At 43.6% G+C, this 12,502-nt stretch carries 14 protein-coding genes; 13 read left to right on the top strand and 1 reads right to left on the bottom strand.

The features are described from left to right. Positions 1-13: 13 nt before the first annotated feature. From MNR06_RS08355 to rpoN, 6 genes are read left to right on the top strand one after another with little or no spacing between them, the layout of a single operon-like run. A complete protein-coding gene (locus tag MNR06_RS08355) occupies positions 14-679 on the top strand; it encodes a MotA/TolQ/ExbB proton channel family protein (RefSeq protein ID WP_243534840.1) in 666 nt (221 codons plus the stop codon). Between the two features lie 9 nt (positions 680-688). Then, positions 689-1,165, top strand: a complete 477-nt coding sequence (locus tag MNR06_RS08350) for an ExbD/TolR family protein (RefSeq protein ID WP_243534839.1) — start codon at positions 689-691, stop codon at positions 1,163-1,165. Then, entirely contained in the window at positions 1,165-1,755 is a 591-nt protein-coding gene (locus MNR06_RS08345) for an ExbD/TolR family protein (protein ID WP_243534837.1), read from the top strand. Before MNR06_RS08350 ends, MNR06_RS08345 begins: the two co-directional genes overlap by 1 nt. 53 nt (positions 1,756-1,808) lie before the next feature. Then, positions 1,809-2,831, top strand: coding sequence for an LPS export ABC transporter periplasmic protein LptC (lptC, locus tag MNR06_RS08340; RefSeq protein ID WP_243534835.1), 1,023 nt, complete (start codon positions 1,809-1,811; stop codon positions 2,829-2,831). Next, positions 2,828-3,550, top strand: coding sequence for an LPS export ABC transporter ATP-binding protein (gene lptB, locus MNR06_RS08335; protein ID WP_243540775.1), 723 nt, complete (start codon positions 2,828-2,830; stop codon positions 3,548-3,550). The genes lptC and lptB overlap by 4 nt, the downstream gene beginning before the upstream one ends. Before the next feature lie 45 nt (positions 3,551-3,595). Next, on the top strand, positions 3,596-5,029 hold the full coding sequence (gene rpoN / locus MNR06_RS08330; RefSeq protein ID WP_243540774.1) for an RNA polymerase factor sigma-54: 1,434 nt from the start codon (positions 3,596-3,598) through the stop codon (positions 5,027-5,029). Positions 5,030-5,166: 137 nt separating this feature from the next. On the opposite strand, the gene MNR06_RS08325 is transcribed toward rpoN, so the two are convergent. Then, a complete protein-coding gene (locus MNR06_RS08325; protein ID WP_243540773.1) occupies positions 5,167-6,402 on the bottom strand; it encodes a hypothetical protein in 1,236 nt (411 codons plus the stop codon). 141 nt (positions 6,403-6,543) lie between these two features. Between MNR06_RS08325 and MNR06_RS08320 the strand changes: the two genes are divergently transcribed. From MNR06_RS08320 to lepA, 7 genes are all read left to right on the top strand, one after another. Beyond that, entirely contained in the window at positions 6,544-7,041 is a 498-nt protein-coding gene (locus MNR06_RS08320) for an adenine phosphoribosyltransferase (RefSeq protein WP_243540772.1), read from the top strand. A 16-nt stretch (positions 7,042-7,057) separates the two neighbouring features. Continuing rightward, entirely contained in the window at positions 7,058-7,600 is a 543-nt protein-coding gene (locus MNR06_RS08315; RefSeq protein WP_407933214.1) for a 5'-methylthioadenosine/S-adenosylhomocysteine nucleosidase family protein, read from the top strand. Positions 7,601-7,661: 61 nt separating this feature from the next. After that, the gene (locus tag MNR06_RS08310) at positions 7,662-8,141 is read left to right on the top strand and encodes a hypothetical protein (RefSeq protein ID WP_243540770.1); all 480 of its coding nucleotides are present in this window, start codon (positions 7,662-7,664) and stop codon (positions 8,139-8,141) included. 91 nt (positions 8,142-8,232) lie between these two features. Next, positions 8,233-8,580, top strand: a complete 348-nt coding sequence (hpf, locus tag MNR06_RS08305; protein WP_243540769.1) for a ribosome hibernation-promoting factor, HPF/YfiA family — start codon at positions 8,233-8,235, stop codon at positions 8,578-8,580. Between the two features lie 84 nt (positions 8,581-8,664). After that, positions 8,665-9,273: a hypothetical protein gene (locus MNR06_RS08300; RefSeq protein ID WP_243540768.1), complete on the top strand. Its 609-nt coding sequence runs from the start codon at positions 8,665-8,667 to the stop codon at positions 9,271-9,273. 127 nt (positions 9,274-9,400) lie between these two features. Next, positions 9,401-10,564 carry a methionine adenosyltransferase gene (gene metK, locus MNR06_RS08295; RefSeq protein ID WP_243540767.1) on the top strand — a complete coding sequence of 388 codons (1,164 nt, stop codon included), beginning with the start codon at positions 9,401-9,403 and terminating at the stop codon, positions 10,562-10,564. 117 nt (positions 10,565-10,681) lie between these two features. Beyond that, positions 10,682-12,481: a translation elongation factor 4 gene (gene lepA / locus MNR06_RS08290; protein WP_243540766.1), complete on the top strand. Its 1,800-nt coding sequence runs from the start codon at positions 10,682-10,684 to the stop codon at positions 12,479-12,481. Positions 12,482-12,502 lie beyond the last annotated feature (21 nt).

Here is a 12,502-nt window from a genome sequence, read left to right as displayed (position 1 = left end):
AGGAGGAGTTCCCGTGAACCCAACAGTAACAGTAGACAACATGAATTTCATCCAGCGCGCATTCGCAGAGGGTGGTTTCGTCATGTACGTGATCGCAGTTATCGCTATCTTGGCGGTGTTTGTGATCGTGGAAAGATTGATGAAATTAAAAAACCTTTCAGTGGATAAAAAAGAATTCACTGACCAAATTTTCAGAATGGTTGTAGCAGGTGATTTACGCCAAGCTATCAGCTATTGCGATGCTCGTCCGGCTCCGTTGACGAACACGGTTAAAGCAGGTCTAGTTCAGGCGATGAATAAACGCCCTGACGAAGAAGTGCAAGTAGCAATGGATGCAGCAGTTATGAGAGAAATGCCAAAAGTAGAAGGTTGGACTTCGTTCTTGGCAGTTTTCGGTAACGTTGCCGTTCTTGCCGGTCTTCTAGGAACGATCATCGGTATGATCGGTTCATTCCGTGCAGTGGCTGCAGCGGATCCTGCAACTAAAGCATTGGAACTTTCAAAAGGTATCTCACACGCCCTGAACTGTACGGCGTTTGGTCTTTTAGTGGCGATCATCTCTATCGTTGCTTACGGTTTGTTCCAACATCGTATTCAAAAAACGGAAAACGAAGTTATCGAAACAAGCATGAGTCTTTTGAACTTGGTTGTAGCTAATAGAGAAAAGATTAAAGACTAGAGGTAATCAATGGCTCATATAGATAGCGGTGATTCCAGAGGAAGAAAGAAGAATATCGAGTTGAATCTCGTGCCTTTCATCGACTTGATGAGCGTTCTCATCACGTTCCTCTTGATCACGGCCGTATGGACCCAAGTGTCTATGATTCAAATTGGCAGTTCCCTGTATGGGAAGAAAATGGACACGCAGCCTTCTCCGACGCCGCCGCCGAATGCCGATGTGGTAGTGAAAGTGGACGTGAAAGAAGTGGGCTATGTTTTAACTGTTGGGAGACAAGTGATCAGTCTTCCTATGGTGAACGAGCAATTTGATGATGCAGGCCTTGTAGCGCAACTTCAGCGTGTAAAGCAGCTGTATCCTGAAAAAGTGGATGCAGTTGTCAGCGTTGCCGATGCAGTTCCTTATGAACAGCTTATCAAAGCCATGGATAATTGCTTAAGCGCTGGCTTTTCAGCAATTTCTGTAGCAACAGGAGGGCCGAATTAATGGCCATCTTTAGACCCGGTGAAAGACACCGTTACCATAACATTCTAAGCAAAAGAAAAGGGAAGCGTGATGTAACTGCGCTTCTATCACTGACAGCGATGGTGGATATGTTCACCGTGCTAGTGATCTTTCTTTTGCAAAACTACAATGCGACTGGCGAAATTCTTTATATTCCTAAAGAAGTTGTTTTGCCAAAAGCATCTGCGGTGCGCGAGTTAAAGCCTGCCCACGTAGTGACAATTTCTAATAAAGAAATTCTTTTGGATAAGGACACTGTAGCTACTTTCGATGAAGTAAAGGGATCAGAAGATTGGAATATTCCAAATCTGAAGACCCAGTTAGAAGCTGCGTTAGCTAAGTCCAAAGCAGAGCAAGAAAGTAAATTGCAAAACCAAATTCGCGACGTAGTTGAAACAACACGTGGTGAAAGTGAAGAAGATCCTAATGCATGGAGCAAAGTGACCATTCAGGCCGACAAAGGCGTGGACTTCTTAACTGTTAAAAAAGTGTTGTTCACCGTGACTGAGGCTGGAGCTGGCGAAATTAATTTCGCAGTGACTAAACAACCTCAGGAATCGACTTCCAACTAAAATTTCGATATTCTGCGCAGAACCTCTGACAAAAAGGGCTGCGCATCTTAATTATGGCTAAATTTAAGAATCTCATCTTTGGAACACTGCTAGTTATCCTGTTTGTCGAGATTCTTATCGTTTTCCCTTCAAAGCTTGAAATCGAAGATGAAGCGGCTGTGCGCAAAAGAGCCGAAGAGCAAGAACGTATCCAAGAAGAAAAAGAAAAACGTATTGCGCGCGGGGAAAAAGTCGAAGAGCCATCAAGTCTTGCAGAACAAAAAATGCAAGGCGTTCACCTTGTAGAAAGTCAATCAGGCACCCGCGACTGGGAGCTTTATGCAGCTTCCGCAGAAGGAAGCCAAACCGCAGGAACCTGGAAACTGAAGCAAGTTAAAGTCTTTTTTTACAATCAGGAAAAGGTTGAATTTACTGTGACCGGGGACAGCGGGACCATCGACTCTAAATCGAAAGATCTTAGCGTTATTGGCAACGTGGTCACTCGTTCTGAAAACGGTTATGTGTTCAACACGCCTTCTATTTTTTATTCAGCAAAAAAGCGTCAAATCGATAGCCCTGAAAAAGTCAGTATGAAGGGCCCCGATGATACAACAGGGGAAGGTCTTTCTGTACTTGGCGGCCGAATGCGAGTGCTTGTGGATCAATCTAAGATGTTGATCCAAGATAAAGTAGCAGCAAGCAAGTCTGTGAACGATAATAAAAGATTCGATATTTTAGCTGACTCTGCTGAATTTAGTGGAAAACATAAGCAAGCTAAATTCCAAGGGGCCGTGCGCTTAGTTTATGACAAGATGACTTTAGAAGGACCCGAAGCCTCCTTTTTATATAAATCGGGCGCCGACATTCTTTCTTCGGTGGCAGTCAGTGGTGGCGTGAAAGTCAGCGACTTAGATAAATTTGCTACCTCTGAAAGCGTCAACCTAGACCTTTTAACAAATAAGTACGTCTTCAAGGGCAGCCCAAAGGTCATTCAAAACAACGATGAACTTACCGGAGAGGAAATCATCTTCCTCGAAGGTGGAAAAAAGGTTAAAGTTGAACGAGTACGTGCCAAGGTGGAGAATAAAGATCAATGAGTATGCTCACCATCAAAGACATTTCTAAATCCTTCAAAAAACGCAGGGTCGTTGATGGCGTTTCATTTTCAGTAGAATCGGGCCAAGTCGTGGGTTTACTAGGTCCGAACGGAGCTGGAAAGACGACCTCATTTTATATGGTGGTGGGCCTTGTTCAGTCAGATTCGGGTACTATCAATATCGATGAAGTAAATATATCTAAAGAGCCTATGTACCGTCGTGCCCGGGTGGGTTTAAGTTACCTAGCACAGGAACCAAGCATTTTCCGCAAACTAACAGTGGCCGAAAATATCGTTGTGGCATTAGAAGCCCATGGTTATAGCGGAGCCCAACGCTCTGAAAAGTTAGAGCAGCTGATTGGCGACTTCCATATCAATCATATTCGCGACAGCTACGGTTATGCGCTGTCGGGTGGTGAAAGACGTCGTGTTGAAATCGCTAGAGCCTTAGCCGGCTCGCCAAAGTTTCTTTTGCTTGATGAACCCTTTGCCGGTATCGATCCGATTGCGGTCGCAGACATTCAAAATATCATCCGCGATCTTAAGGCCAAAGGTATAGGAGTTCTAATCACGGATCACAACGTTCGTGAGACTTTAGGCATTTGCGATTATGCTTATATTTTAAAGGATGGGAAAATACAGGTCAGTGGAAGCTCTGATGAGATTGCAACTTCTGAACTTGCCCGTAAGTTCTATTTAGGCGAGAACTTTAAGCTCTAAATAGATGTGCTCTAGCATAATGCTAGAGGTAGAAAGGATTTTCTAATGGCTCTTCGACAGACGATGAACCTGAGCCAGTCTCTGGTGATCACTCCGCAACTGCAGCAGGCGATCAAGCTTTTGCAGATGTCTCGTATGGAGTTAGAGTCGGCTGTTCGCTCTGAACTAGAAGAAAATCCAATCCTTGAAGAAGCAGAAACTTTGAAAGAAGAAGATCTGCAAAGGACTAAAGATGCGGCGAATGAAGTAGAACATTCTGAAGCTGCCCCTGATCAAAACGTTCAAGACCCGCAAAAACAAGATGAGTTTGAGTGGGAATCCTATATCGAAGCCAATCAAAAGCCACCTCAATCAGGAATGGCAGGTTCTGAAGAGATCATGAACTATGAGAACGTCATCACGGCGTCTCAGACTTTGCATGATCACCTTTACTGGCAAGTGAAGATGAACGGTTTTTCTGAAGAAGAAGAGCAAGCAGCCGATGCTTTGATCGGCGCCATCGACGACGACGGTTACATTAAGATTCCCTTAGAACAGATCGCGGAAGAAGAAAAAGTTGATTTAGGTCTTTTGCAAGACACCTTAACTTTGATCCACGAATTTGATCCAGCGGGCGTTGGCGCCAGAGATCTAAAAGAGTGTCTATTAATCCAAGCAAAACACTTGGAAGAAGATACCCACGATCTAGTGAATTTAATTAATAATCATCTTAAAGATCTTGAGAAAAAGAATTACGAAGCTATTGCGAAAGCGTTGAATCGTGATGTTGAAGATATTATTGAGATCTGCAAAATTATTTATGCGATGGACCCTAAACCAGGACGTGCATTTGTTGCTAGTGACACCCACTATGTGACTCCGGATGTTTACGTTTACAAAGTTGGCGATGATTACGTTGTCTCTTTGAATGAAGACGGTCTTCCGCGTTTAAAAATTTCGAATTTTTATAAAAACATGCTTAAAGGTGGCAAAACTACAGGTGATAAAACCCAGGATTATATTCAAGAAAAACTGCGTTCTGCGGTTTGGTTGATTAAATCCATCCACCAAAGACAGCGCACGATTTACAAAGTGGCTGAATCCATCGTTAAGCACCAACGCGACTTCTTTGATCGCGGTTCTGAATACTTAAAACCGATGGTATTGCGTGATATCGCAAACGACATCGGCATGCATGAATCGACTGTAAGTCGTGTAACAACTGCGAAGTACGTGCATACACCACAAGGTATTTACGAGCTAAAATACTTCTTCAACTCTGGAATCAGTTCTTCAGATGGAGATTCATTAGCAAGTGAATCAGTAAAAATTAAAATCAAAGACTTGGTGGCAAAAGAAGATCCAAAAAATCCTCTTTCAGACCAAAAAATCGTGGATCTTTTAAAAGTAGAGGGCATCCAAATCGCCCGTCGTACGGTAGCAAAATACCGTGACGTACTTAAAATTCTTCCATCGTCCCAGCGCAAAAAATACTTCTAAAGCGGTCGCCGATAAGGGCCCAATCGACTGCGTTGTGCGGTCTTTCGCTTCTCTCCGACGTGGCGCTGCCACGCCTGCGTTTCGCGAAAGATCCTCCGCCTTGCATATGAACCCTTCTCGCCAACCTTGGTTCTTGATTAGAATCTTTGCAGGAATTGAACGGCCGTTTTTCCTTGCGGCGATTTGATTACAAACCCTTTTGTATTGGCAGTTTCAGGAATTCCCGAATCCATAAACGAAATCCAACTTGGTAAGAAGCGCACGAAGCGATAGGTTTTTAAATTTTCTAAGCCGCGCGTCTTGTTTTCTTCTGCTGACTCGGTAAAGGCCTTTGAAACTTCGTCGCCTTTTTCCCACAAAGTTTCACCAGCTAGTAAACCAGTACCAATTATATAGCCAGCTGCTTCGCCTGCGCCGGACGCTCCACTCTGAGCAAGTAAATATAATCCACCACCAATGATCACGACTCCAGCAGCAATACCAACTCCGCGAATAGTATTGGACGCTACAAAGCCCGCAGACTTTTCGGCACCCACACTTCCTTTAAGACCATAATACTGCGCCATGTAGTTTGATTTCATCACCACATTGCGAATAGCGGTGTTGCGCTGTTGATGACGCTCAAACCACGGCAATGTTGAAAAATGCAATTCAGTCTTAGGAGTTTGCGTTCTGTTTAAAAATTCCGGTGTCGCATTACCTTCGTACCAACGCAATGTAGGTCCGCTGCCATCAAAAATAAGAGTGATGTTATCTGGCGCGCGCGACAACTCACTCAAACGCAAAGCCTCTTTGTTTTTCGTAAGCTGATAAACTTTGCGCAAATCAACTTGTGCTTCATTCCATTCACCTAAAGCCGCATAAATTCCCGCAAGCCACAATCGCAAAGCCGGATCATCAAAGTGGCTCTGATCTTCACGGAAATAATTCTGTAGAAAGAAAGTCGCCTTCCTAGTTTCCACACTCGCTTGGGCCCATTTTTTCTGCCGCATAAAATAGGTGGCGTTGATCAAATGCATGACGATGACTTCGTGCTCAGCGGGAATGTAACCATCTTCAGCTTCACTATAGAAGAAGTATTCAGTCTCGCGCAGAATGCTGGTGAATTTTCTTTCATCAAACGTGCGGGACTGTCGCAACAAATCTTTATTATCCGCTTCGCCAGTCCATAGACCTAGCCATGCTTTTTCAAGTGAAGTGATGTAACCCTTTTTTTCCTTCTTAGGAAAACGCTCTAAAGCTTGTGAAATATCGCCAGAACGATAGGCCGCTTCCGCATCCCGATATTCAGAATCACGGATGATCTGACGTGTCGAGCAGCCCATCAAGAAAAGACTTAAGTAAAAAAACACAAAAAGTCTAAATGCTGTCATTTCTGAAGCCTATTCCAAAAGTTTCTGCTCAGACACTCTTTACTCGAAGCGGCGTTTACATCAAAATAGTGCCTGTTTCGAGGTATCAGTGGGTAGACTAAGTACTCCGACGAAGTCGGAGTGTAGACCGGTGGAGTTGAGATGGATTTAAAAAGCCTCATTCGCGATGTTCCAGATTTTCCTAAAGAAGGAATTCTATTCCGGGATATGACGCCCCTTTTACAATCCCCAGAGGCCATGAGTTATGTCTCTAAAAACTTCATTCAGAATGTGGATCTTTCGCAAATTGATTATTTTGCGGGAATTGAATCAAGAGGATTTATCTTAGCCGCACATTTAGCATCAACTCATAACAAAGGTTTCCTGCCGATCAGAAAGGCCGGCAAACTTCCTCCGCCCACAAAAAGAATTTCTTACCAACTTGAATACGGTTCTGCAGAAATTGAACTGCCAATCGGACAAGGTCGCATCATGATCGTTGATGACGTGTTGGCAACAGGCGGAACTTTGCAAGCAGCTATTGATTTAAGTTTCCTAGCTGGATACAAAGTGCAGGAAGTTGCAGTACTCGTGAATTTAACATTTTTGAATCAAATGAAATTCAACAACAAAGAGGTATTCTCCCTTGTTCAATACTAATGATATTGCTTTATTAATGGCTCTGCCTGGGGAATCCCAAGGTCTTTTTGAAAAAGAAAACATCAATGTTCACTACACTGGAATCGGTAAAGTGAATGCCGCGATGGTCGCAATGGACGTCATTCAAAAAACCAAATGCAAAGTGATCATTAATCTTGGCACAGCTGGAAGTTCTAAATTTCCCACCCACGATTTGGTTGAAGTTAGCACTTTCGTTCAACGTGATATGGATATTTCACCCTTAGGTTTTAAAGTAGGGGAAACTCCTTTTGATCCGATTCCAGGGGCCATCGAGCTGATTCCTTTTTTTCCAGAGCTTTCCCAAGGTGTGTGCGGAACTGGTGACAGCTTTGAAACGGGTACGCCAAAGGTGCCTTGTGAACTGGTGGATATGGAAGGTTATGCCCTAGCGAAAGTATGCCGCAAGATGGGTGTTCAGTTGGTTTCATTAAAATATATCACCGACGGAGCTGACCATAACGCCCATAATGATTGGGAAGCCAATCTGGTTTTAGGGGCTAAAAAGCTTTTGGAATATTATAAGAAAATGGTGAAGTAAAATCTCAAAGTGAGACATCGAAACTCTTATCCAAGAGTGAAAACTTTCCGATAAGAGTTTCATGCAAGCTTTAAAATGGCTTACTTACTCGGTCGCACTCAGCGGCCTTCTTATCGGCTACTTAGGCAATCCTTTTGGCAAAAAGGAACCGCTGCCGACCTCCCAAGAATTTGAACAGCTTTACATGAAATCTAAAACCTATTTCGAAGTGGGTAACTTTGAGGGAGTTGTGGATTTATCCCGTAAAATCCCGAAAGATCTGCCCCCGAAATATTCTGATATCCGTGAATTTGAACGTCGTTCAAAGCAAGAGCTGGAAAAATATAAAAAACAGCTAAAAGAGGGAAAATCATTTTCCCAGGAAATCGATCGTCTTCCTGCAGCCTTGCGGGATTCTTATTTTGACGCCCAAATTTCTGCCCAAAGCGGTCGCTGCCGGGAAGCTTATGATCATATGTCCCCAGTAAGCCGCTATCTTGGAAATCGAGAAGACCTCAAGATCTTTCGAAAATGCCGATTAACCGAAAAAAAATCCTACTGAGTCTCAAATTAAGGCTCATCTTTGGTCTAGGTAGGCCGATAAGAATGGCATGAAGCCGAAGGGCTTCGCATACGCCTTGAAAGGGGAAAAAATGAAACTCAACTATACCTTTAAGCATTTGGATCATTCAGGTTCGCTAGTAAACTACACCAGCGAAAAGATGGATGAGGTCAGTCGCTTCCTGCTTAAAGAGGGTTACGGCAACGTGTATTTTTCTAAGCAGAATCACGAGTTCTGTGTCGAGATTTCCGTGAATACTAAAGAGAAGTACTTTAAAGCCACCGCCTACGCGTCAGATATCTATGCAGCAGTGGATTCTGTTTCAGATAAACTTGAAAAACAGTTTTTGAAGATCAGCAAGCAGTACAAAAATCATAAAAAGCCGGAGTTATCGAAGGATGTACGCTTCGAACCGGTGCGCTGGAAAAAAGCAGCGTAATAAACAAGATGCTATAGACTTGATCAAGAGAGTGGTTTACAAACAAACCACTCTCTTTTTTTTGGAACGTACTGGAACAAATTTATGAGCGATATGGAACAAGCACAAAATTGGAACGATTTTGTTTTCTCAGCCGTGATTGAGGAAAGCGAAACGGTCCGCTTATTTAAGTATAAGCTTCTTACGCTCATAACCGTGTTTACCGGTTTATTGATGTGGACTTATAGCTTTATTGCACTTCTTTTGGTTGAAAGAAAAGAAGTCGCTTATATCGGCTTTGCTTGTTCTATGGTTCACGCCCTGGCACCTGTGGTGGGAAAGTGGACTAAATCTATTTGTTCGGGCGCTTACTGCATGGTCGTGCCCGGAATGATTTTCCAGTTCTCATTTTCATTTTTCACTGGGGGCTTTTTTGCTCCAACGTTGATTTGGTTTGCTGTTTTGCCTTTAATTGTGGGCATTCTAACTAATAAATTCCACGCCGCTTTGTGGATTTTTATCACCGCCCTCGGATTTCTTAGCATGTACTACCTACACGCAAGCGGCTATGTGCCTGAATCCAGCCTGACTCCATTGGGGCAAACGGTCGCCCAATTCATGATTGGCTTAGGCCTCATTGGCTTGGTCGGTGGTTTCACCATATTTTTCCTCGAGTTGAGCTATTTTTACCACGAGAAATCCAAGGGTTCTTGACCCGTCTATCTCACTTTGATAGCTTGGCGCCTCGCTAAATGCGAAGGGCATTTAGGATGGTTTCAGGTACACTTAAGCATCCTGCAACCGAGCTCATTAACACCTTTCCTAATGAGGAAGCATTACTGTGAAGAACTATTTGTTTACCAGTGAATCTGTATCTGAAGGCCATCCGGATAAAATGGCTGACCAAATTTCTGATGGCGTTCTTGATGCCATCTTAGCGCAAGACCCAAAAGGTCGCGTTGCCTGTGAAACTCTTCTAACTACAGGTTTGGTTGTAGTAGCTGGTGAAATCACAACTTCAGCAAAAGTGAACTTTTCAGAAGTAGCCCGCGATGTAGTTAAACGCATTGGTTACGATCATTCAGACAAGGGTTTTGACTACAAAACTTGCGCTGTGATGGTTGCGGTAGGCCAACAATCTCCAGATATCGCAGTAGGTGTTAAAGAAACTCTTTCTGACGATCAAGGTGCTGGTGACCAAGGTTTGATGTTCGGTTACGCAGTAAACGAAACTCCAGAATTGATGCCTCTTTCAATCGCGATGTCTCATAAGCTAGTTCATGATCTAGCGGGTCTGCGTAAAGCAAACAAAGTAGACTGGTTACGTCCAGATGCTAAATCTCAAGTGACTGTTCAGTATGAAAACGGTCTTGCAAAACGTATCGACGCGATCGTTATCTCTACTCAACACGCAGACAATGTTTCAAACGCAACAATCCAAGAATTCATCACTGAAGAGTTGATCAAAAAATCAATTCCAAGCAAATGGATCGATGCAAAAACTAAATTCTTCATCAACCCAACGGGCCGTTTCGTAACAGGTGGTCCAATGGGTGACGCTGGCCTTACCGGCCGTAAAATCATCGTAGATACCTACGGTGGTCACGGTGCCCACGGTGGTGGTGCATTCTCTGGTAAAGATCCCTCAAAAGTGGATCGCTCTGCCGCTTACGCATCTCGTCATATTGCTAAGAACATCGTGGGTGCTGGTTTAGCAGACCGTTGTTTGGTGCAAGTGGCGTATGCGATTGGTGTTGCTGAACCTGTAAGCATCACTGTTAACGATTACGGCACAAGCAAAGTGGGCCCAGAGGTTCTTGAAAAAGCAGTACGCCAAGTATTTGACTTGCGCCCTGCAAGAATCACTAAGGAATTGGACCTACTTCGTCCAATTTACAGCCCAACAGCTGCTTACGGACACTTCGGCCGTAATGAAGAAAGCTTCACATGGGAAAAATTAAACAAAGTTGAACAGCTTAAAGACGCTGTAAAAACTTTGGCTTAATAATATTCAAAAAGCTTAGTCATTGCGCCGAGTTGTCTCTAGCAACTCGGCGCTTCTTATTTGTATACTGCCGGCTACGCGCTTAGTTTCTCTGGGCAATTAGCCGCAAGGGTGGATATGGATCCAAAATTTATTCGAAACTTTTCAATCATCGCACATATCGACCACGGTAAATCAACCTTGGCTGACGGACTTCTATCCGCTACCGGCTCTCTTTCAGATCGCGAAAAGAAAGATCAATTCCTAGATAACATGGAACTTGAGCGTGAACGCGGTATCACAATTAAAGCGCAAACTGTCTGCTTAGATTTCAAATCTAAAGACGGCAACATGTACCAAATCAACTTGATCGATACTCCGGGGCACGTGGATTTTTCTTACGAAGTATCTCGCTCTTTAGCAGCCTGTGAGGGTGCTATCCTAGTTGTGGATGCAGCCCAAGGGGTGGAAGCGCAAACATTAGCCAACGTATACTTGGCGTTAGAAAATGACCTAGAGATTATTCCTGTTCTAAATAAAATCGATCTTCCTTCCGCGGACCCAGAAGGTGTAGCAAAACAAATCGAAGATACAGTGGGCTTAGACTGCACTGGAATCATCCATGCTTCTGCGAAAGAAAAAATCGGTATCACTGATATCCTTGAGGCCATAGTAGAAAAAGTTCCGCCACCGAAAGCGGATCGCAGTCTAACTCCGCGCGCTTTGATTTTTGACTCTTGGTTTGATGCTTATCAAGGCGTTGTAGTTCTAGTTCGGGTGATGGATGGAGCTATTAAAAAAGGCGACAAAATCAAGTTCATGGCGACAGACCGTGATTACGAAGTTTTGCGCATGGGTAAATACAAGCCATTCCCAGTTATGCAAGACACTCTTGAAGCTGGTGAAGTGGGCTTCATCGTGTGTGGTATTAAAGACATCCGCGACGTCCAAGTTGGTGACACTGTTACAGCGGCAAAGCACCCAGCAACAGAACCATTAGCAGGTTTCCAAAGAATTAAGCCGATGGTATTTGCGGGTATCTTCCCTGTAGTTGCTTCAGAGTATGAAAACTTAAAAGATGCTTTGGACAAACTTTGTTTAAATGACTCTTCATTGACTTTTGAAATCGAAAAATCAGCGGCCCTTGGTTTTGGTTACCGTTGCGGTTTCTTGGGTCTTTTGCATATGGAAATCGTGCAAGAGCGTTTAGAGCGTGAATTCAATCTAGACCTCATCACAACAGCGCCAACGGTTGTTTACAGAATCACTAAAACTGATGGCACCGAGATGATGTTAGAAAATCCATCAGGCATGCCAGCTGAAACCCAGATCGCGAAATTTGAAGAACCTTACGTAAAAGTGACTCTGCATACTCCGACGGATTATATCGGCGGTATTTTAAAGTTGTGCGAAGACAAACGCGGTATTCAGCAGAAGATGGAATACGTCACTGATAAAAAAGTGATCATCGAATACAAACTTCCGATGAATGAAATGGTTATGGATTTCTATGACCGTTTGAAATCTATCTCTAAAGGGTACGCTTCTTTGGAATATGAATTCGTAGGTTTTGAAGAGTCAGACTTGGTGAAACTTGATATTCTTATCAATGGTGAACCTATTGATGCCCTTTCATTGATCGTCCATAAATCAAAAGCGGTTACACGTGGTCGTTTATTGACTGAAAAGATGAAAGAATTGATCCCGCGCCAACAATACCAAGTAGCGATTCAAGCTGCGATCGGTGCAAAAATTATTGCCCGTGAAACCTTGGGTGCGATCAGAAAAGACGTGACCGCTAAGTGTTATGGTGGTGATATTTCTCGTAAGCGTAAGCTTCTAGAGAAGCAAAAAGAGGGTAAAAAACGCATGAAGGCCATCGGCCATGTCGAAGTGCCGCAAGAAGCCTTCTTAGCGATTTTAAAAGTGGAAGACTAGTACAGACCCTAGAGGAGCATC

It is taken from the genome of Bdellovibrio reynosensis (assembly GCF_022814725.1).
GTDB lineage: Bacteria > Bdellovibrionota > Bdellovibrionia > Bdellovibrionales > Bdellovibrionaceae > Bdellovibrio > Bdellovibrio reynosensis.
Note: the sequence above shows the minus strand (reverse complement) of the source record. Positions and strands in the feature narration are given on the sequence as shown.

Coding starts and splice junctions, on each gene's coding strand:
- MNR06_RS08300 (WP_243540768.1), top strand. CDS start 8,665: ATGAGCGATATGGAACAAGCACAAAATTGGAACGATTTTGTTTTCTCA.
- MNR06_RS08345 (WP_243534837.1), top strand. CDS start 1,165: ATGGCCATCTTTAGACCCGGTGAAAGACACCGTTACCATAACATTCTA.
- MNR06_RS08310 (WP_243540770.1), top strand. CDS start 7,662: ATGCAAGCTTTAAAATGGCTTACTTACTCGGTCGCACTCAGCGGCCTT.
- lepA (WP_243540766.1), top strand. CDS start 10,682: ATGGATCCAAAATTTATTCGAAACTTTTCAATCATCGCACATATCGAC.
- MNR06_RS08320 (WP_243540772.1), top strand. CDS start 6,544: ATGGATTTAAAAAGCCTCATTCGCGATGTTCCAGATTTTCCTAAAGAA.
- lptB (WP_243540775.1), top strand. CDS start 2,828: ATGAGTATGCTCACCATCAAAGACATTTCTAAATCCTTCAAAAAACGC.
- MNR06_RS08350 (WP_243534839.1), top strand. CDS start 689: ATGGCTCATATAGATAGCGGTGATTCCAGAGGAAGAAAGAAGAATATC.
- hpf (WP_243540769.1), top strand. CDS start 8,233: ATGAAACTCAACTATACCTTTAAGCATTTGGATCATTCAGGTTCGCTA.
- MNR06_RS08315 (WP_407933214.1), top strand. CDS start 7,058: ATGGCTCTGCCTGGGGAATCCCAAGGTCTTTTTGAAAAAGAAAACATC.
- rpoN (WP_243540774.1), top strand. CDS start 3,596: ATGGCTCTTCGACAGACGATGAACCTGAGCCAGTCTCTGGTGATCACT.
- MNR06_RS08325 (WP_243540773.1), bottom strand. CDS start 6,402: ATGACAGCATTTAGACTTTTTGTGTTTTTTTACTTAAGTCTTTTCTTG.
- lptC (WP_243534835.1), top strand. CDS start 1,809: ATGGCTAAATTTAAGAATCTCATCTTTGGAACACTGCTAGTTATCCTG.